The sequence below is a fragment of the Pseudomonas batumici genome (assembly GCF_036585405.1).
Taxonomy (GTDB): Bacteria; Pseudomonadota; Gammaproteobacteria; order Pseudomonadales; family Pseudomonadaceae; genus Aquipseudomonas; species Aquipseudomonas batumici.
In genome coordinates this window covers 3,259,142-3,278,441 of the sequence record NZ_CP144470.1, presented here as the reverse complement: position 1 = coordinate 3,278,441, position 19,300 = coordinate 3,259,142, and the positions used below count along the sequence as shown (strand labels likewise).

The window sequence follows — 19,300 nt, the reverse complement described above, 5'->3', positions numbered from 1 at the left end:
TAACGGGTAAAGTAGGCGCCCTGAAACCTTGAGACATGATTATATGACGACCTGCGAAATCATTGATCTCGCTGCCATAAAGACGACCCCGGTGCAGCCATCCCCTTTCCCCTACAGTGTCGTGGGTGACGCGCTGTCAAGCGACTTCCTGTCAAGGGTTCAGCGGGATTTTCCAGCGATTGAAGATGCCGGCAGTTTTCCATTGGCGACCGTCCAGTATGGTGGGGATTTCGCCAAGTTAATCGATGAGTTGAAGGGCGATGCCTTTCGTCAGGTGATTGCCGAAAAGTTCGCGATGGACTTGACGGACAAGCCGGTGATGATCACCGTGCGTGGTCAGTCCGATCATAAGGATGGACGCATTCACACCGACAGCAAAAGCAAGTTGATTACCGTGCTTTTGTATATGAATGAAGACTGGCAGCCCGACGGTGGCCGCTTGCGCCTGTTGAACAATGAGCATGACCTGGACGATTACTTTGCCGAGATACCGCCGGCGGCAGGGACGATGTTGCTGTTCAAGGTCACTGAAAATGGCTGGCATGGCCATAAGACGTTTATTGGTACGCGCAAAGTGCTGCAGTTGAATTATGTCATTGATGAAGCAGCCTTGAACAAGCATGCGGTGCGTCATAAATTTTCTGCGAAATTCAAAGCATGGCGCCGGCGTTTGCTGGGTAAAAAAACTTCATGAATGTTCTGGTTGTCAAGCTCACCTCCATGGGCGATTTGATTCACGCGCTGCCTGCTATTACCGATGCGGTTAACGCTATTCCCGGCATCCAGTTCGACTGGGTGGTGGATGAATCGTTCGCCGAGATCGCTAAGTTGCACCCGGCGGTGAATACGGTTATTACAACCGCTCATCGTCGCTGGAAACGCAATATATGGCAGAGTATTAAAAGCGGTGAGTTTTCTGCGCTGTGGAAAAAAGTTCGCGCGAAAAAATATGATGTCGTCATTGATGCGCAGAATAATTTAAAAAGCGCGGTAGTCATGAGTTTTACCCGTGGCTTGCGTTGTGGGATGGACCGGCACAGTGTCAGGGAAAAATTTGCCCACCTGGTGTGTCACAAGACCTTCACCATCCCGCCTGAGCAGCACGCCGTGGCCAGGCAGCGCCAACTGTTTGCCAAGGCATTGGGTTATACCTTGCCCGACAGCTCTCCTGATTTTGCTATTCGGCAGCCCTTGCCGGCATTACCGATGAGCTTGCCTGGGCCTTACCTGGTGTTCGTTCATAGCACCACCTGGGACACCAAGCATTGGCCGGAACGCTATTGGCAGCAATTGATTCAGTTGGCGGTACAGGCCGGTTATCACGTGGTCTTGCCGTGGGGGAATGCCAATGAGCAAGCGCGTGCGCAGCGGCTTGCCGAGGCTTCGCCGCAGGCAACTGTATTGCCGCGTTTATCGATCACCCAGCAAGCCACGATGATTTCACAATCGGCGGGCGCTATTTGTGTCGATACCGGGCTTGGGCATTTGACGGCGGCTCTCGATAAGCCGGCCATTCATCTTTATGGGCCAACGGATCCTGCCTTGATTGGTGCGACCGGATTGCACCAGCGGCATTTGTTCGCTGAAAGCGAGTGCGTGCCTTGCTACCAGCAACAGTGCAAGTTCGGAGCGGAATCTGCCTGTTTCGTGAAAAGTTTGCGGCCCGAAACAGTATGGGCGCAATTTGTTGCGCAGCTTGAAGCGTCCTCGAGTAGAGCGATTCTGCACTCTTGAAGTTCTGCCGCCTTGTCGTCTCCGCAAAAGCGGAGGTGACGAGGTCGCGGGTTTCAATTCGCCCGGCAGCACGTTGGGCACATGATCGGTGGATCACTGGCGGCTCTGAGTGGGCGAGCACACCGATTGCACTGGCTCGCGCCGATTTCCAGGTTGTATCCGGCTAAATGTGAAGTGTGTCCGTTTCGGCTATTTCCTCTTTGTCGATTCCCTGACCATAATTGCCTCCTGTGCGACTTTTAACCGAACAGTCCAAAACGACTACTCAGTATTTTGCAGGAGAGCCTCTTGCCGAGCGTATCCACTCAGCCCACCCCTGCGGACGCGGTGCTGCTGGTGCAGCTGTCCGACAGCCACCTGTTTGCCGAGGCAGACGGCACGTTGCTGGGCATGAATACCCGGGACAGCCTGCAACGGGTCATCGATTGCGTGCTGGCGGAGCAACCCCGGGTCGACCTGCTGCTGGCCACGGGCGACCTGTCCCAGGACGGGACGGTGGCGTCTTATCGGCAGTTCCGCGAGATGAGCGCCGCGATCAGCGCTCCGACGCGCTGGCTCCCGGGCAATCATGACGAGTTGCGGGAAATGGCCGAGGCCGCTCGCCACAGCGACCTGCTCGACCCGGTGGTGGATATCGGCAACTGGCGCATCACAATGCTGGATTCCGCCGTGCCGGGCTCGGTACCGGGCTATCTGCAGGACGAGCAGCTGCAGTTGCTGGCGCAATCGCTGAGCGAAGCGCCGCAGCGGCATCACCTGGTGTGTTTCCATCATCATCCGATTTCCATCGATTGTCCCTGGATGGAGCCCATCGGCTTGCGCAATCCGGAGGCGCTGTTCGCCGTGCTGGACCGCTTCCCCCAGGTTCGGGCGCTGCTCTGGGGGCACATCCATCAGGAACTGGACCGCGAGCGCAACGGCGTGCGTCTGCTGGCATCGCCCTCTACCTGCGTGCAATTCGCGCCGGGCAGCGAGGACTTCAAGGTCGATGACAAGGCGCCGGGCTATCGCTGGCTGCGGCTGTATCCGGACGGACGGTTGGAGACCGCGGTTTCCCGGGTCCGCGGCTTCGATTTCGAGGTCGATTACGGCGGCACGGGCTACTGACCACTTCTGCTTAATCAGTAGGAAACGTCTCGGGGCGAGTCAGGGCATCGGAGTCAGGCTAAACTGCGCGTCTTTGTCTGCGCGGTGCCTGGCTTTTTGCGAGAGCCTGCCAATGGAGAGCGATCACATGTCCGCTTCGATCCTGTATATCCACGGTTTCAACAGCTCGCCGCTGTCGCACAAGGCCAGCCAGTTGATCGCCCTGATGGAGCGCCTGGGCCTGGCGGCGCAGTTGCGGGTGCCGGCCTTGCATCATCATCCGCGCCAGGCGATGGTCCAGCTGGAAGCCGCGATTGCCGAACTCGGTCGTCCGCTGCTGGTCGGCAGCTCGCTCGGCGGCTACTATGCGACGTGCCTGGCCGAGCGCCATGGCCTGAAGGCGTTGCTGGTCAACCCGGCGGTTGCGCCGCACCGGATGTTCGACGGCCACCTGGGGCCCCAGCAGAACTTCTACAGCGGTGAAACCTGGGAGCTGACCCACGATCACGTGACGGCCCTGGCCGAACTGGAAGTCCCGGCCCCCCAGGACCCGCAACGTTTCCAGGTCTGGCTGCAGACCGCCGACGAAACCCTGGACTATCGTGCCGCCCAGCAGTATTACCGGGCCTGTGCCTTGCGTATCCAGGCCGGCGGTGATCATAGTTTCCAGGGCTTTGCCGAACAATTGCCGGCCTTGCTCAGCTTTGCCGGCATCGGTGCCGATACATACCAGGCGATCGATTTCTCGCGGCTCTGATGCCTGGCGGCACGGTGCCTTGAGAATGACCCCTATTCATAGACGACTGACGACGAGACCCCATGGCCACTCCCAGCGCTAGCTCTTATAACGCAGACGCCATCGAAGTCCTCTCGGGCCTCGACCCGGTGCGCAAACGCCCGGGCATGTACACCGACACCAGTCGGCCGAACCACCTTGCCCAGGAAGTCATCGACAACAGCGTCGACGAAGCCTTGGCCGGGCATGCGAAATCGGTGCAGGTCATCCTGCACGCCGACCACTCCCTGGAAGTCTCCGACGACGGTCGCGGCATGCCGGTGGACATTCACCCGGAAGAGGGTGTGTCGGGCGTCGAGCTGATCCTCACCAAGCTGCATGCCGGCGGCAAGTTCTCCAACAAGAACTACCAGTTCTCCGGTGGTTTGCACGGCGTGGGGATTTCCGTGGTCAACGCCTTGTCGACCCAGGTGCGGGTCAAGGTCAAGCGCGACGGCAACGAATACCAGATGACCTTCGCCGATGGCTACAAGGCCACCGAGCTGGAAGTGGTCGGCACCGTCGGCAAGCGCAACACCGGCACCAGCGTGTACTTTGCGCCGGATCCCAAGTATTTCGATTCGCCGAAGTTCTCCGTCAGTCGCCTCAAGCATGTGCTCAAGGCCAAGGCGGTGCTGTGCCCGGGGCTGTTGGTCAGTTTCGAGGACAAGGCCACCGGCGAGAAGGTCGAGTGGCATTACGAAGACGGCCTGCGCTCCTACCTGGTGGATGCGGTCAGCGAGTTCGAGCGCCTGCCGGACGAGCCGTTCTGCGGCAGCCTCGCCGGTAACAAGGAAGCGGTGGACTGGGCCTTGCTGTGGCTGCCTGAAGGCGGCGACAGCGTCCAGGAAAGCTACGTCAACCTGATCCCCACGGCCCAGGGCGGTACCCACGTCAATGGCTTGCGCCAGGGGCTGCTCGATGCCATGCGCGAGTTCTGCGAATTCCGCAGCCTGCTGCCGCGTGGCGTGAAGCTGGCGCCGGAAGACGTCTGGGAACGGATTGCCTTTGTTCTGTCGATGAAGATGCAGGAGCCGCAGTTCTCCGGCCAGACCAAGGAGCGCCTGTCCTCCCGTGAAGCCGCCGCGTTCGTTTCCGGCGTGGTCAAGGACGCCTTCAGCCTCTGGCTCAACGCCAACCCCGAGCTGGGCATGCAACTGGCGGAGCTGGCGATCAGCAACGCCGGCCGGCGCCTGAAGGCCAGCAAGAAGGTCGAGCGCAAGCGCATTACCCAAGGGCCGGCGCTGCCGGGCAAGCTGGCCGACTGCGCCGGGCAGGACCCGATGCGTGCCGAACTGTTCCTGGTGGAGGGCGACTCCGCCGGCGGTTCGGCCAAGCAGGCGCGGGACAAGGAGTTCCAGGCGATCCTGCCGCTGCGCGGGAAGATCCTCAACACCTGGGAAGTCGACGGCGGCGAAGTGCTCGCCAGCCAGGAAGTGCACAACATCGCCGTGGCCATCGGTGTCGACCCGGGCGCGGCGGACATCAGCCAGTTGCGCTACGGCAAGATCTGCATCCTCGCCGACGCCGACTCCGACGGCCTGCACATCGCGACCCTGCTCTGCGCGCTGTTCGTCCAGCATTTCCGTCCGTTGGTGGATGCCGGTCACGTCTACGTGGCGATGCCGCCGCTGTATCGGATCGACCTGGGCAAGGAGATCTTCTACGCCCTGGACGAAGCCGAGCGCGATGGCATTCTCGACCGCCTGGTGGCCGAAAAGAAACGCGGCAAGCCGCAGGTCACCCGATTCAAGGGCCTGGGTGAAATGAACCCGCCGCAGCTGCGCGAAACCACCATGGATCCCAACACCCGGCGCCTGGTGCAGTTGACCCTGGACGATTTCGAAGCCACTGCGGAAATCATGGACATGCTGCTGGCGAAGAAACGTGCCGGCGATCGCAAGACCTGGCTGGAATCCAAGGGCGACCTGGCCGAGGTCCTGGCCTGATGCGCAACGGCCCCGGCGGCGAAGCTCCGCTGTCGGGCCCGTGCCTGTTGAACACCCCCGAATTCACCAGCGCGGCGCTACCAGCGCCGCGCCAGACTACGAACTGATGAGGCCCGCATGAGCGACTCCCTTGATCTCAGCCTGGATGGCGTAGAACGCCGGTCATTGGCTGACTTCACCGAACAGGCCTACCTCAACTACTCCATGTACGTGATCATGGACCGTGCGCTGCCGCATATCGGCGACGGCCTGAAGCCGGTACAGCGGCGTATCGTCTACGCCATGAGTGAGCTGGGGCTGGATGCCGACGCCAAGCACAAGAAGTCCGCGCGCACCGTCGGCGACGTGCTCGGCAAGTTCCACCCCCACGGCGACTCCGCCTGCTACGAAGCCATGGTGCTGATGGCCCAGCCGTTCAGCTACCGCTACACCCTGGTGGACGGCCAGGGCAACTGGGGTGCACCGGACGATCCCAAGTCTTTCGCGGCCATGCGCTACACCGAATCGCGGTTGTCGCGGTATTCCGAAGTGCTGCTCGCCGAGCTGGGCCAGGGCACGGCGGACTGGGTGCCGAACTTCGACGGCACCCTCGACGAGCCGGCGGTGTTGCCGGCGCGCCTGCCGAATATCCTGCTCAACGGCACCACCGGTATCGCCGTGGGCATGGCCACCGACGTGCCGCCGCACAACCTGCGGGAAGTCGCCAATGCCTGCGTGCATCTGCTCGATGAGCCCAAGGCCAGCGTCGAGGAGCTGTGCAAGTTCGTCCCGGGGCCGGACTACCCGACCGAAGCGGAAATCATCACGCCGCAAGCCGACCTGCTGAAAATCTACGAAACCGGCCGTGGCTCGGTGCGCATGCGCGCGGTCTATCGCATCGAGGACGGCGATATCGTCGTCCATGCGCTGCCGCACCAGGTCTCCGGCGCCAAGGTGCTGGAGCAGATCGCCGCGCAGATGCAGGCCAAGAAACTGCCGATGGTCGCCGACCTGCGGGATGAATCCGACCACGAGCACCCGTGCCGTATCGTGATCATCCCGCGCTCCAACCGGATCGACCTCGACGAACTGATGCAGCATCTGTTCGCCACCACCGACCTTGAGTCCAGCTACCGGGTCAACATCAACATCATCGGCCTGGACGGCAAGCCGCAGTTGAAAAATCTGCGGACCTTGCTGGTGGAGTGGCTGGAGTTCCGCGTCAACACCGTGCGCCGCCGCCTGAAATTCCGCCTGGACAAGGTCGAGAAGCGCCTGCACCTGTTGGACGGTTTGCTGATCGCCTACCTCAACCTGGATGAAGTGATCCATATCATCCGCACCGAGGAGCACCCGCGGGCCAAGCTGATCGAGCGTTTTGCCCTCAGCGAGATCCAGGCCGACTACATCCTCGACACCCGTCTGCGGCAGTTGGCGCGTCTGGAAGAGATGAAGTTGCGCGCCGAGCAGGATGAGCTGCTCAAGGAACAGGCCAAGCTGCAAGCGCTGCTGGCCAGCGAAGCCAAGCTGAAGAAGCTGGTGCGCACGGAGCTGCTCGCCGATGCACAGACCTATGGCGACGACCGTCGTTCGCCGATCGTTTCCCGCGCCGAAGCCAAGGCCTTGTCGGAAAACGAGCTGATGCCGACCGAACCGGTAACGGTCGTTCTGTCGGAAAAAGGTTGGGTTCGCTGTGCCAAGGGCCATGATATTGATGCCACTGGGCTGTCCTACAAGGCCGGTGATGGCTTCAAGACCTCGGCCGCGGGGCGCTCCAATCAGTTCGCGGTGTTTATCGACTCCACCGGGCGCAGCTATTCGGTGGCGGCGCACACCTTGCCTTCGGCCCGTGGCCAGGGCGAGCCGCTGACCGGTCGCCTGACCCCGCCGCCGGGGGCGAACTTCGAATGCGTGCTGCTGCCGGAAGACGAGGCCTTGTATGTCATCGCGTCCGACGCCGGTTATGGTTTCGTGGTCAAGGGTGAAGACCTGCAGGCCAAGAACAAGGCCGGCAAGACGCTGCTGAGCCTGCCTAACGGCTCCCGGGTGATGGCACCCCGGCCGGTGACCGACCGTGAGCTGAACTGGCTGGCTGCGGTGACCACCGAAGGCCGGCTGCTGATCTTCAAGGTCAGCGACCTGCCGCAACTGGGCAAGGGCAAGGGCAACAAGATCATCGGGATTCCCGGTGAGCGGGTGGCCAGCCGTGAGGAGTACGTCACCGACCTGGCGGTGATTCCGGAAGGCGCGACCCTGGTGCTGCAAGCGGGCAAGCGCACCTTGTCGCTCAAGGCCGACGACCTGGAGCACTACAAGGGTGAGCGCGGCCGGCGTGGCAACAAGCTGCCGCGGGGCTTCCAGCGGGTTGATGCCTTGTTGGTAGAAGGTCTCAGTTAAGGCGGTTTAGCGTGTTCGTTCAGCGTTTTAGCAGGAAGATCGCTAGCGCGCACTGGAGTCACGGCGCATATTCACGGATGATATGCGCCTCTTGCGGCAGCCGCCCGGCGGCGTGCCCAAACGAATTTTTGGATCAGACTGTGGCAGGGCCTTCATGGCGGCCACTTGGATGGGATGATGACTGTTCTGCGCCTTCCTTTTATTGCGCTGCTGACCGGCCTGCTGGGCCTGGCGGGATGCAGCGTGCACCAGCCGGTTTCCCTGTACCAGTTGGACAGCGGCACCCCCGGCCAACCTCAGCAAAGCGCGGGGATGTCGGTGGTGCTCGGGCCGATCACCCTGGCCGATTACCTGCAACGCGAAACCCTGCTGCAGCGTCAGCCCGATGGCAGCCTGACGGCAGCGCCCGACGGTCGCTGGGCGGGCAGCCTGTCTTCCGACATCAATCAGCTGCTGGTGCGCCAGCTGGCCTGGCGCCTGGACAGCCAGCGCGTGGTGCTGGCGCCGGCGATTGCCGGGAGCACCCCGGATGTACAGGTATTGTTGTCGATTACCCGACTGGATTCCGGCGCCCGGCAACCGGCGATTCTCGACGCGCAGTGGCGTCTGCTCGACCGTCGTGGACAGGTGCGCGATAACCGCATCGTCCACCTGGAGCAGCAGCACACCGGGACGTCGGCGGCGCAGGTCCAGGCCCAGGGTGAACTGTTGCAGCGCCTGGCCGAGCAACTGAGCGTGGCGGTCAAGCCGCTGGCCAATCAGGCGCCGCTGGTTGAAAACCGCAAGGCGCCGGCCCCGGCTCCGGTCAAGCAGGCCGAGCCCGGGAAACCGAAGATCCCGATGGCTGCGCCGATTCGCACGGATATGGAAGTGTTTCGCTTCTGAGGCCAGTGCCCAGCCAATAAAAAGCCCGCATCGAATGCGGGCTTTTTATTGGGGGTTATGTGCTCACGCCGGACTGTCGTCATGCTTGGCCCCCTGTGGGAGCCGGCTTGTCGGGACGCCGCACCGTAGCGATGGCGTCCGCTGGATCACCGCAAGGCTCACGGTCCTCATCGCTGGCAAGCCAACTCCTACAGGGGGATCACCATTGGGGCTGAAAGACCATGATCAGCTCTTGGCCCGGGTCTCGTGCATCCGCGCCAACTGTCGCTCCAACATCGACGGATAGGGCTCCATCAAGCGTTCCACGCAGCAGGCGCCCTCGGGGCTGGCAATCGGCCGAATGCGCGCGCGCTGGCGAATGAGCGGGTCATCGCTGATCCGTCGCTCCACCAGCAGCAGGTTGCGGCTGTGTTGCGACAGCGCCAGGGCATCCTGGGCGGTTTCGGTCAACAGCAGGTCGATCTGGCTCATGCCGAACATCTCGTCGCCCAACGTCAGACCGAGCTGCAGTTGCAAGGTGATGCCGCTGTCGGCCACCTCGATCTGCAACTGGTGACCCAGTGCCCGGAGCAGCTCGCCACAGCAGATGGCGTTGGTCAGGTAGTCATCACCGCTGTCTTCGGTATGGAAGAGCATCAGGGTGCTGCCGTCGTTCAGGGTATGCAGCTCGCTCTCATACAGCGAGGCGGCCTGGTCCAGGCAGTCGCGGTAACGGTCCAGCAGTTCCGTCAGGCGTGCGCGTGGCAGGCGCCGCAACTGGTCCTGGGCACCCAGCTGCACCGCCAGCACCGCGCTGTGCTGTGGCTGGCTCGGCGCTACCGGCTGCGGCTTCACTGCCGCGCCGCTCGCGGCCCGTGGGCTTTCCCGCAGGTCGGCGAACGGGTCTTCGTCATCCGACTCGTCTTCTTCACTGCTGACGATATGCCGGGGCGCCGGCTTGGGCGTCGGCACCGCCGCCGTCTCGTCGAAGCTCGGATCGCGCAGGTTGCGGACCTGGAAGGCCGGCTCGGCGTCCGCTTCCTCGACGTAATCTTCGTCGTACTCGATTTCCGGCTCAGGTTCGGGCTCCGGCTTGACCGGGGCGAAGCGCGAATGCAGCTGGCGCGCCAGGTCGCCGATTTCATCCTGGCGCTGGGTCGCCGGGGTATGTTCGTCCATGTCCCGCAGCCAGACCCGCAGTTGCAGCAGCGGCGTGGAGATGTGCCGGCCCAGGCGCAGGCTCAGGGCCAGTGCCAAGGCCAGCAGGATCGCGCTGAGGATGCCCATGCTTTGCAGGCTGATGGTCATCGGTTGCTGGAATTGCGCCATGTCCAGGCTGATGCGCAGGTGTCCGGCGGTCACGTCCTGGAAGGTGATCTTGGTCTGGTAGAGGCCTTCGGCCTCGCCCAGCAGGCCGTTTTTCGGGCGCTGGCCGGCTTCGGCGAGGATGCGGTTGTCCACGCTGTAGATCGCCGCGTGGGCCACCAGCGGGTTCTTGGTCAGGTTGTTCAGCAGCACGTTGAGGCTGAGGATGTCGTTGGACACCAGCAGTTCCGTGGCTGAAGTGGCCGTCTGGGTGGTCAGGCTCTGGCCGACGGCGTCGGCCTGCTGGTGCATGGCTTCCTTGAATTGCAATCCCATCACGCAGGCGTAGATCACCAGCGCCAGCGCGACGAGAATCACGTTGTGGCTGGCAATGCGCAATGCGAGCGGTACACGGCGGTGACGCAATGCCCGGAAGATCAGCAGGAAGAAGTTATCGGTTTTGACTGGCGTGGGCCGGTTCACTGAGCGCGGCTCTTTTGTCCGTGAAGTTGACGCGCAGTATAGCGAGAGGCCCTAGACCGGCAAAGCGCTGGCTGTGCCCGATGGTCAGTGAAAGTGGGTAGAATGCGTTTTTTTTAACGAGCGGGGGTGCGCTTTGCGCGAAATCGTCCTGATCAGCATCAGTGGAGAGGACCGTCCGGGTCTGACCGCAGCCATTACTGGCGTGCTGGCACAAGCTGCTGTGCACATTCTCGATATCCGCCAGGCGGTTATCCACGGCAGCCTGGCATTCGGCATTCTGGTCGAATTTGCCAATGCCGCGCAGTCTTCGTCGTCGCTCAAGGACATCGAGGCCAGCATCTCGGGACGGGAGCAGCAGGTGCGTTTCACCCAGCTTTCCGAGGCCGAGTGCCAGGACTGGATGGCGAGCCCGGGCCAGAAGCGTCATGTCGTGACCCTGATGAGTCGCCATGTCACTGCCGAGCAGTTGCAAAGGGTGACCTCGATCACCGCGCGGCACGGTCTGGAGGTGGTGCAGATCGACCGTCTGTCGGCGCACACGCCGGACACGCCGTCGGCCCGGAGCAAGAGCTGCTTCGAGCTCTCCGTGCGTGGCGAACTGGCCGATCCGCAGGCCTTGCGTCGGGAGTTCCTCAATGCGGCCGAAGAGCTGAATGCCGATATCGCGCTCCAGGAAGACTCGCTGTTTCGTCGCCACCGCCGCCTGGCGGTGTTCGACATGGACTCGACCCTGATCGAGGCCGAAGTCATCGACGAACTGGCCAAGGCCGCCGGCATCGGCGACCTGGTCTCGGCCATTACCGAGCGGGCCATGGCCGGCGAGCTGGATTTTCGCGCCAGCTTCAAGGAACGCCTGGCGTTGCTCAAGGGCCTGGACGTCAATGTGCTGGATGCCATCGGCGCTTCGCTGCGCCTGACCGAGGGCGCCGAAGTGTTGTTCGCCGAGCTGAAGCGCCTGGGCTACAAGACCGCGATCCTGTCGGGCGGCTTCACCTACTTCGCCAAGCAATTGCAGGCGAAATTGGGCATCGATTATGTCTTCGCCAACGAATTGGAAGTGGTGGACGGCAAGTGCACCGGCGTGGCCGTCGAGCCGATTGTCGACGCCCAACGCAAGGCCGACCTGCTGCGTGAGCTGGCCCACAAGGAAGGCCTGAGCCTGGAGCAGACCATCGCGGTGGGCGACGGCGCCAATGACCTGCCGATGCTGGCGATTGCCGGACTGGGCGTGGCGTTCCGGGCCAAGCCGTTGGTCAGGCACTCGGCCAAGCAGGCGATTTCGACCCTGGGGCTGGATGGGGTGTTGTATCTGCTGGGTGTGCGTGATGGGGACGGAAGACCCTAGAGGATCTTCCACAGCGAGCCGAAATCGTCTTCGGCAACGCCAAGGCCGCCGGCACTCGGATCGGTCTTTGGCGTCACCGGCTGTTCGAACAGGCGGTATTCGAACTGATTGAAGCTACCGGTGCTGGCCAGGCGCTTGCTCAGCCCGGCGCGGCGCTCTTCACCGTTGCTGTTGATGAGGACTTTGTGTCCTTCCTGGAACGGCAAGCGCGGCGCCAGCAGCGTGGCGGGTACGCCGATGGCACTGATCTCCGGCAACAGCAGTGCCCGCAGGTACTGGCTGTTGCCTTCGCCGCCGCGCACCAGCTGCAGGCCGCAAGGCTGGGCATGCGGGGCCACCAGTTCGATGCCCATCTGCGTGCCGCCGCTGCGCACCTGGCGTATCCAGCGCACCACGGCCACGCTCCAGCCCTGGCTTGAAGGATCCTGGACCCCGACCATTTCGCCGGCCTGCAACTGGGCGGGCACCTCCTTGGGCCAGGCCAGGCAGTAACCGCCGGGGCTGTGGTTGATGATCTGCAGGCCATGGGTCGGGAAGTCTTCGGCGCTATTGAAGGCCGCCTGGCTGCTGTCGGCATCACTGACGTGATACTGGATTTCCTCGTAGGGCAGCAAGGTGTCGGCGCTGCCGGCGCGCTGGGCGTCGAAGGCGTGGCTCCAGGCATCCTTTTCGGCGCTGTTGGACAACTGTACCGCGAATTGCGCGGCCTTGCTGGCCGTCGGGATCTTGAGGATATCGCTGAAGGAACGCTGGCCACCCAGGTAGAAGTGCAGTGCGCTCATGCCGACACACAAGGTCAGGGTGCCCTGGCCCGGAGTGCGCTGGAAGGTGCGCTCGGCGGCTTCACCCCAGGCGGCGCTCAGGTGCTGCAGCACGTCGAGGCTCAAGCCGTTGGGCACTTGCAGGCGCGACTGGCTGCGCAGGTCGGCGGGCAGCTCGAGGTATTCCTTGATAGCCTCGACCAGCGGCAGGGTGTCGATCCCGATCAGGGTCGTCAGTTGCTCTTCGGTGAACAAGGACGTGTAGCGTGGCGGGGTGTCGCTGCCGGGTGCGACGGCGAACAGGCTCGAAGCCTGCTCGGCGCCTTGCAACCTGACCAGCGTACTCCAGGGTTCGAGGACCTCGGCCAGCCGGGCAATGTGGTTCTGGCGCATCTGGTTGCTGCGTGCGCAACCCAGCAGCAGCGCGACGATGTAGGTTTGTTCGACGCTCAGCGGCCGCGCCTGGCTGGCCTGTTCGTCGAATACCGGGTGGTTGTGGATCTGATGGGCAAGGGCCAGTTGATAGAGCTGGTGCACCTCGAACCAGAGGCTTTCCGGCACCGGACAATAGAGTTGGCTGGCACGCACCAGGGGCCCGTTGAGGCAGTGCAGGGCCCGTTGTATGGCGGTGGTCAGTAGGGTTGTGCGGTCCTTCCCGCCCCGTGAGACCACGCGCATGGCGATCTGTTTGTAACCGATGGCCAGGTGGTTTTGCAGGGCCTGGCAGAGGTTGGCGACTTTTCTCGGGCGTTCGTCGAGGACGATCGACTGGTTGAGAAAATGCCGTTCCAGGTGCTTGCAGACGTAGTACACCTCGGGGCGCAGCAGTTCCAGCAGTTGCAGGCGGTTTTCGCTGGGGGTGCGCAACAGATTGAGTTCGCCCAGGCCCTGATACAGCAGGCGAGCGGTTTCCCCGAGGTTGGCTTTCGGCAGGCCGGCGATCCAGCGCTTGAGGTCGCGCGGTGTCGCATCGCAGAAAGACAAGCTCAACTGCGTAGGCGTCGGTGCGCGCAACAACAGATGGGGACTCGGATTGCTCATGTAGCGGTCCAGCTCCTGCAGCGAAACGACCTGGGCCGTCGACCGGCCAGGATGACTAAGATGATATCAATATAATGCCATCGCTTGGCGGGATTATGGGGCCTCTGCAGCCTGCCGGTCGAATCCGGCTACGCCCCGTTGTCCCTGTCCAGGCCCGCGAGAATGGCCCGCGAGCCTTTCAAGCCTAGTGCATATCAGGTCGGGGAGGCCAGGCCTTGGCCCATGCGCACGGGCGAGCCCGCCACCAGCCCTTCGGCCCATTGTACCTGCTGTGGCCCGAACAGCACGATGGCGGTGGAGCCTAGCTTGAAACGGCCCAGTTCCGCGCCTTTTTCCAGATGGATGGGCTGGCGGGCGGCTTCGTCGTAGCGCACGGTTTTCAGTTCGCGCTTGGGCGGTGTGACCAGTCCGGCCCAGACGGTCTCGATCGACGCCACGATCATCGCGCCCACCAGGACCACGGCCATCGGCCCGCGCTCGGTATCGAACAGGCAGACGACGCGCTCGTTACGGGCGAACAGCTCCGGCACGTTTTCGGCGGTGGTCTGGTTGACCGAGAAAATGCGCCCAGGCACGTAGACCATTTCCCGCAGGGTGCCGGCCAGGGGCATGTGGACCCGGTGGTAGTCCTTGGGTGACAGGTAGATGGTGGCGAAGTCGCCGCCCATGAACGGTGCGGCGACCGCCGCGTCGCCGCCGAGCAGTTCCAGCACGCTGAAGCTGTGGCCCTTGGCCTGGAAGACCCGGCCGTGTTCGATCGGGCCGAGCTGGCTGACCGCGCCGTCCGCCGGGCTGAGAATCGCCCCCGGGGTTTCATCCAGTGGCCGGGCACCTTCTTTCAAGGCGCGGGTGAAGAAGGCATTGAAATGTTCGTAGGCGGTCAGGTCCTCGACCAGTGCCTGGGACATGTCCACCTGGTAGCGCTTGGCGAACCAGGCGGTAAAGGCGTTCTTGAACCAGCGCACGCGGCATTCGGCAATACAGCCGGCCAGGCGCGACAGCAGGTGGTGGGGCAGCAGGTACTGGCTGAGGATGAACAAACGCTTTTTCATCAAGGATCCTTGGAAATCTCAAATCTCTACGGGGGTGTCGGGGTGGTTGCCCCATTCGCCCCAGGAGCCGGCATAACCTTTGACGCGCGGGTAACCGAGCGCCTTGGCAACCAGATAGGTAAAGCCAGAACGATGATGGGTCTGGCAGTGGGTGATCACTTCCTTGTCCGGGGTGATGCCCAGGTCGGCGAGGATCTGCGGCATGTCGCGGCGGATGCGCAGCTGGCGCGCCGGATCCATGCCGGCGGTCCATTCGAAATTCACCGCGCCGGGGATGTGCCCGGCCTTGGCGGCCAGGACTTTCTCGCCGCTGTACTCCAGCGGGCCGCGGGCGTCCCAGATGGCCAGGTCGGCGGCGCCGAGGCGGCTTTGCAGGTACTCGCGGGTCGCGGTGGGTTCGTCGTGCAGGGTCAGCGCCACGGGGCCACCGACAGCGGCGGGGGTGTCGCAGGAGACCGGCAGGCCTTCGCCCAGCCAGGCGTGCAGGCCGCCGTCCAGGTAGTGGTAGCGGCTGTGGCCGATGACGTCCAGCAGCCAGATGAAGCGTCCGGCCCAGCCGCCGCCTTCGTCGTCGTAGACCACGTAGACCGCGTTCGGGTTGTGGCCCAGTTCGCCGAACAGTGCCTCGAGCAGGTCCTTCGGCGGCATCAGCCCGGGTGCCGGCGGCAGGCCCAGTTGGGTGCGCTTGGGATCGACGAAACGGGCGCCGGGAATATGCCCGCTGGCGTAGCGGGCGCTGCTGGTCAGGTCCACCAGGATCAGTTCGGCGGCGTCGAGACGGGGCAGCAGGTCGCTGGGCTCGATCACCAACGGCAAGCCAGAGAAGTCAGGCATGTGAGGTCTCCAGGGCGCAAAAGGGGCGATTGTAGCGCAGCGTCATGCGCCGCGGTTGGTAAAGGCGTGCAGCGCCTTCTCGATGCACTGTGCGGTTTTGCCGAAGGCCTGCACGGTCATTTCCGAGAATGGGCCGCCGCCCTGGTCGGCCAGCACCAGCATGACCACTCGGCCATTGCAGCCCAGGGAGCGCAGCAGCAGGTGAGTGCCGCGGAACTGTGCCCGCAGGTTGGTGGGCAGCAGGGCCGAGAACTGGGCGTTGTTGGTCGGGGTCAGGCGAATCTGCGCCGGCTGGCTCAGCAGCCGTTGCAGGACCGGGCTCGGGCTGACCTTCAGTACCAGGCCGGCCGACTCTTTCTCCAGCCCGGCGATCTGGTGCACCCGCAAGGTGCTCTGGGTGCGATCGGCCATCAGGATCATGATCCGGCGCAGGCCGCAGGCGTTCAACGCGTCGCGGGCGACACCGGTCAGGTGCATGGCGTTGGTGAACCGGCTGGGTTCGGCCAGCAGTTCGGCGCAGTGTTTGCGCCAGATCGCCAGGGCAGCGGGCGAAGGGTCGGCCGCCGGTAGCAGGTCACTGTGGATGCGCCGCATGCTGCCGCGCCAGACCAGCGCTTCGGCCGGGTGCCAGAGGTCCGCCATGCTGTGCTGGTTGGCGCTCTGCGCCGCCTGCTGGTGCAGTTGCTGCTGCAACTCGTCCATCGATTGTTGCAGGTACAGGCTGGTCAGGTACTGCCAGCGCAGGTGGTGCGGACTGTCCCAGGCCTGTTGCGCCGAGAGGGCCAGGCCGTTGGCCAGCAGCACCGTATTGGCGGGTTGGTTGAACCAGCGGCGTAGTTCCGGATCGTCGTCGAGCTGCTGTTGCTGGTGCAGACGGTCCTCGCTGTCGCGGGCAATGTGCAGCACCCGGGCCAGCATGCGCAATTCGGTTTTCACCAGTTGATAGCCCTGGGTGACCCAGTTCGGCAGGCGCCAGATATCGGCCAGTGCCTGGCACAGGTCCAGCAGGCGCACGCCGAACAGTTCCCGCTCGACGGCCGACGCCGACTCATTCCGGTGAATCACCCGCAGCTCCCAGTCTTCGAGCAGTTTCGGGTGAGTCACGGCCAGCGGCCAGAGGGGCGAGAGAAACAACAGGCTGCCCCAATGGATGTCCTGCCAGAGCCGCGCCAGGCGCGCGGCGAACAGACCGTTGGCCTGCTGGCTGGCGTGCTGGCTGATCAACTGGAGCTGGCGCAGGACCACGGGGATTTCTTCCGGAGCCCGGGCCGGCAGGCGCGCCAGCAGTTCCTCGGTGCGCTTCAAGCCCAGGCGATTGATGGCCACCTCAAGGTTTTCCGCCGGCTCGGTCATGCTGCCATGGGTGTGCTGGTTGGCTTCGCGGATGACGCTCAGCGCCAGGGCTGGGCTGTCCTGCATGAACTCGGCGATATCGCGCAGTGAGCTGCGGCTGTCGCGGATAGCGCGGCAGACACGGTCGTGACTGTCCTGGGGGACGGGCAAACGCACGGCTTGCAGCAGCTTGATCCAACCCTGCAGCGTGTTCGGTTTTTGCGTGGAGACAGTCGTTTCGTTAGCCATATTCGGACGCGATCATCATCACAATTGACGGGCCCGTAAGGGCTGGGTAGGCGCTGCGCAATCGGCCCGGCAAGGCGGCGCGTGGCCGGTTTACTGGCTTTTCACCTGAACTGACTATAGTCTGGCGCAGTTTTGCCGATAAGTAGAAGAAGAGATTTATTAACTTCCGAATATGACCTTGAACCCGACTCAGTAAGTGCTCTCTACCTATGGCTAAAATTATCGGCATCATTGTCGTATTCGCGAGCGTGCTCGGCGGGTACGTGCTTTCCCATGGCAAGATTGCCGCCCTGATCCAGCCCTTCGAGGTGATGATCATCGGTGGTGCGGCCTTCGGTGCGTTCCTCCAGGCCAACCCGGGCCACATGACCATGCACGTGGTCAAGAAATCCCTGGGCATGTTCGGTTCGCGCTTCAGCCACACCTTTTACCTCGAGGTGCTGGGGCTGATCTACGAGATCCTCAACAAGAGCCGTCGTGAAGGCATGATGGCGATCGAAGGGGATATCGAAGACGCCGCCGCCAGCCCGATCTTCGCCAAGTACCCGGCCGTGCTCAAGGACGATCGCATGACCGCTTATATCTGCGATTACCTGCGCATCATGTCCTCCGGCAACATGGCACCCCATGAGCTGGAAGGGTTGTTCGACATGGAACTGTTCTCCATGAAGGAAGAACTGGAGCATCCGGCCCATGCCGTGACCGGCATCGCCGACGCCATGCCCGGCTTCGGTATCGTCGCGGCGGTACTGGGGATCGTGGTGACCATGGCCTCCCTGGGCGAAGGCGACCAGAAGTCCATCGGCCTGCACGTGGGTGCGGCGCTGGTGGGGACCTTCTTCGGTATTCTCGCCGCCTACGGCTTCTTCGGCCCATTGGCGACGTCCCTCAACCACGATGCCAAGGAAGAACTGAACACTTATGAAGCGATCAAGGCTTCCCTGGTAGCCTCGGCCTCCGGCATGCCGCCTTCGCTGGCGGTGGAGTTCGGGCGCAAGGTCCTGTATCCGAAGCACCGTCCCAGCTTCGCCGAGCTGGAACAAGCGGTTCGCGGTCGCTGAGTCATGGAAAACAATCAGCCGATCATTATCAAGCGCGTCAAGCGCTTTGCCGGCGGGCATCACGGTGGCGCCTGGAAAATCGCCTTCGCCGACTTCGCGACGGCGATGATGGCGTTCTTCCTGGTGCTGTGGCTGCTGTCCACCGCCACCCCGGAACAGAAGATCGCCATCGCTGGTTATTTCAAGGACCCGATCGGTTTCTCCGAGAGCGGTACGCCCTACATTATCGACCTGGGCGGCTCGCCGGTGCTGGCGCCGGACAAGACCCTCAACCCGGAGGTCAAGTCCCAGCCGCAGCCGGACAAGGTCACGGTCGACACCGATCAGGTCGAGAGCATGGCCGAGCAGGTGGAGAAAGAGCGCCTGGAACTGCTGCTGCAGGAATTGCAGAAAAAGGTCGACGAGAGCCCGGAACTGCAGAAATTCAAGGACCAGATCCAGTTCGAGATCACCCCGGATGGCCTGCGTATCCAGATCACGGACGCGGAAAACCGGCCGATGTTCGACTCCGGTAGTGCGCGTCTGAAGCCTTACTTCGAAGACATCCTGCTGGCCATGGCCGACACCATCAAGGCGGTGCCGAACAAGATCAGCATCAGCGGTCACACCGATGCCAAACCCTACGCCGGCACGGGCGACTTCGGTAACTGGGAGTTGTCGGCCAACCGCGCCAACGCCGCCCGTCGGGCCCTGGTGGCCGGCAGTTATCCGGACAAGCAAGTGGCGCGGGTGGTGGGTTATGCCTCGTCGTCGCTGTTCGACAAGGCCAATCCGTTCAATCCGGTCAACCGGCGCATCGATATCGTGGTGCTGACCAAGAAGGCCCAGAAGGCCATCGAGGGCGAGCAGGGCGCGGATGATGCCACGCCTGCGCCAAGCTCGGGGCAAGGTGCTCCGGGCGAGGTACCGGCGGACCCGAACGCGCTGCCGGCGGACCAGCAGCCGCTGCCGGCCCATGAACTGCGGCAACGCTTGAACATCTTCGAGGATGGCGTATTGAAGACGGATGAGCCGGGCAAGCCCAAGACGGGCTCGTAAGCCAGACAACAAGGC

General features: G+C 63.1%; 15 protein-coding genes. 10 read left to right on the top strand and 5 right to left on the bottom strand.

Annotated elements, in window-relative coordinates:
* Positions 1 to 43: 43 nt before the first annotated feature.
* From NUH87_RS14795 to NUH87_RS14765, 7 genes are all read left to right on the top strand, one after another.
* Positions 44 to 694 carry a 2OG-Fe(II) oxygenase gene (locus NUH87_RS14795; protein ID WP_338526596.1) on the top strand — a complete coding sequence of 217 codons (651 nt, stop codon included), beginning with the start codon at positions 44 to 46 and terminating at the stop codon, positions 692 to 694.
* A complete protein-coding gene (gene waaC / locus NUH87_RS14790; protein WP_338526595.1) occupies positions 691 to 1,734 on the top strand; it encodes a lipopolysaccharide heptosyltransferase I in 1,044 nt (347 codons plus the stop codon). The genes NUH87_RS14795 and waaC overlap by 4 nt, the downstream gene beginning before the upstream one ends.
* A gap of 288 nt (positions 1,735 to 2,022) precedes the next feature.
* Positions 2,023 to 2,841 carry a 3',5'-cyclic-AMP phosphodiesterase gene (cpdA, locus tag NUH87_RS14785; RefSeq protein WP_338526594.1) on the top strand — a complete coding sequence of 273 codons (819 nt, stop codon included), beginning with the start codon at positions 2,023 to 2,025 and terminating at the stop codon, positions 2,839 to 2,841.
* A gap of 127 nt (positions 2,842 to 2,968) precedes the next feature.
* Entirely contained in the window at positions 2,969 to 3,577 is a 609-nt protein-coding gene (locus NUH87_RS14780; protein ID WP_040063814.1) for a YqiA/YcfP family alpha/beta fold hydrolase, read from the top strand.
* A gap of 62 nt (positions 3,578 to 3,639) precedes the next feature.
* The gene (gene parE / locus NUH87_RS14775) at positions 3,640 to 5,544 is read left to right on the top strand and encodes a DNA topoisomerase IV subunit B (RefSeq protein ID WP_338526592.1); all 1,905 of its coding nucleotides are present in this window, start codon (positions 3,640 to 3,642) and stop codon (positions 5,542 to 5,544) included.
* A gap of 117 nt (positions 5,545 to 5,661) precedes the next feature.
* Complete coding sequence (gene parC, locus NUH87_RS14770; RefSeq protein WP_040063816.1) at positions 5,662 to 7,920, top strand: DNA topoisomerase IV subunit A; 2,259 nt, start codon at positions 5,662 to 5,664, stop codon at positions 7,918 to 7,920.
* A gap of 174 nt (positions 7,921 to 8,094) precedes the next feature.
* The gene (locus NUH87_RS14765) at positions 8,095 to 8,805 is read left to right on the top strand and encodes a PqiC family protein (RefSeq protein ID WP_338526590.1); all 711 of its coding nucleotides are present in this window, start codon (positions 8,095 to 8,097) and stop codon (positions 8,803 to 8,805) included.
* A gap of 225 nt (positions 8,806 to 9,030) precedes the next feature.
* Here the strand turns inward: NUH87_RS14765 and NUH87_RS14760 are convergent, their stop codons facing one another.
* Positions 9,031 to 10,572, bottom strand: a complete 1,542-nt coding sequence (locus tag NUH87_RS14760) for a histidine kinase (RefSeq protein WP_338526589.1) — start codon at positions 10,570 to 10,572, stop codon at positions 9,031 to 9,033.
* A gap of 133 nt (positions 10,573 to 10,705) precedes the next feature.
* Here NUH87_RS14760 and serB point away from each other — a divergent pair, with 133 nt between their 5' ends.
* Positions 10,706 to 11,917, top strand: coding sequence for a phosphoserine phosphatase SerB (gene serB / locus NUH87_RS14755; RefSeq protein ID WP_338526588.1), 1,212 nt, complete (start codon positions 10,706 to 10,708; stop codon positions 11,915 to 11,917).
* Here the strand turns inward: serB and NUH87_RS14750 are convergent.
* From NUH87_RS14750 to NUH87_RS14735, 4 genes are all read right to left on the bottom strand, one after another.
* Complete coding sequence (locus NUH87_RS14750; protein ID WP_338526587.1) at positions 11,914 to 13,719, bottom strand: molecular chaperone; 1,806 nt, start codon at positions 13,717 to 13,719, stop codon at positions 11,914 to 11,916. The genes serB and NUH87_RS14750 overlap by 4 nt on opposite strands.
* 194 nt (positions 13,720 to 13,913) lie before the next feature.
* Positions 13,914 to 14,771, bottom strand: a complete 858-nt coding sequence (gene asd / locus NUH87_RS14745) for an archaetidylserine decarboxylase (protein WP_040063821.1) — start codon at positions 14,769 to 14,771, stop codon at positions 13,914 to 13,916.
* An 18-nt stretch (positions 14,772 to 14,789) separates the two neighbouring features.
* Positions 14,790 to 15,605: a thiosulfate sulfurtransferase gene (gene rhdA / locus NUH87_RS14740; RefSeq protein WP_338526585.1), complete on the bottom strand. Its 816-nt coding sequence runs from the start codon at positions 15,603 to 15,605 to the stop codon at positions 14,790 to 14,792.
* A 42-nt stretch (positions 15,606 to 15,647) separates the two neighbouring features.
* Complete coding sequence (locus NUH87_RS14735; RefSeq protein ID WP_040063825.1) at positions 15,648 to 17,186, bottom strand: HDOD domain-containing protein; 1,539 nt, start codon at positions 17,184 to 17,186, stop codon at positions 15,648 to 15,650.
* A 209-nt stretch (positions 17,187 to 17,395) separates the two neighbouring features.
* Between NUH87_RS14735 and motA the strand changes: the two genes are divergently transcribed.
* Both motA and motB read left to right on the top strand, forming a co-directional pair.
* Positions 17,396 to 18,247, top strand: a complete 852-nt coding sequence (gene motA, locus NUH87_RS14730; protein WP_040063826.1) for a flagellar motor stator protein MotA — start codon at positions 17,396 to 17,398, stop codon at positions 18,245 to 18,247.
* Positions 18,248 to 18,250: 3 nt separating this feature from the next.
* Positions 18,251 to 19,285, top strand: a complete 1,035-nt coding sequence (gene motB, locus NUH87_RS14725) for a flagellar motor protein MotB (protein ID WP_338526582.1) — start codon at positions 18,251 to 18,253, stop codon at positions 19,283 to 19,285.
* The last annotated feature ends 15 nt before the right edge of the window (positions 19,286 to 19,300 follow it).

Excerpts from the sequence above, each read along its gene's own strand:
- rhdA (WP_338526585.1), bottom strand. The coding sequence starts at position 15,605 with ATGCCTGACTTCTCTGGCTTGCCGTTGGTGATCGAGCCCAGCGACCTG.
- asd (WP_040063821.1), bottom strand. The coding sequence starts at position 14,771 with ATGAAAAAGCGTTTGTTCATCCTCAGCCAGTACCTGCTGCCCCACCAC.
- parE (WP_338526592.1), top strand. The coding sequence starts at position 3,640 with ATGGCCACTCCCAGCGCTAGCTCTTATAACGCAGACGCCATCGAAGTC.
- NUH87_RS14795 (WP_338526596.1), top strand. The coding sequence starts at position 44 with ATGACGACCTGCGAAATCATTGATCTCGCTGCCATAAAGACGACCCCG.
- NUH87_RS14765 (WP_338526590.1), top strand. The coding sequence starts at position 8,095 with ATGATGACTGTTCTGCGCCTTCCTTTTATTGCGCTGCTGACCGGCCTG.
- parC (WP_040063816.1), top strand. The coding sequence starts at position 5,662 with ATGAGCGACTCCCTTGATCTCAGCCTGGATGGCGTAGAACGCCGGTCA.
- NUH87_RS14735 (WP_040063825.1), bottom strand. The coding sequence starts at position 17,186 with ATGGCTAACGAAACGACTGTCTCCACGCAAAAACCGAACACGCTGCAG.
- motB (WP_338526582.1), top strand. The coding sequence starts at position 18,251 with ATGGAAAACAATCAGCCGATCATTATCAAGCGCGTCAAGCGCTTTGCC.
- NUH87_RS14780 (WP_040063814.1), top strand. The coding sequence starts at position 2,969 with ATGTCCGCTTCGATCCTGTATATCCACGGTTTCAACAGCTCGCCGCTG.
- waaC (WP_338526595.1), top strand. The coding sequence starts at position 691 with ATGAATGTTCTGGTTGTCAAGCTCACCTCCATGGGCGATTTGATTCAC.
- NUH87_RS14750 (WP_338526587.1), bottom strand. The coding sequence starts at position 13,719 with ATGAGCAATCCGAGTCCCCATCTGTTGTTGCGCGCACCGACGCCTACG.
- motA (WP_040063826.1), top strand. The coding sequence starts at position 17,396 with ATGGCTAAAATTATCGGCATCATTGTCGTATTCGCGAGCGTGCTCGGC.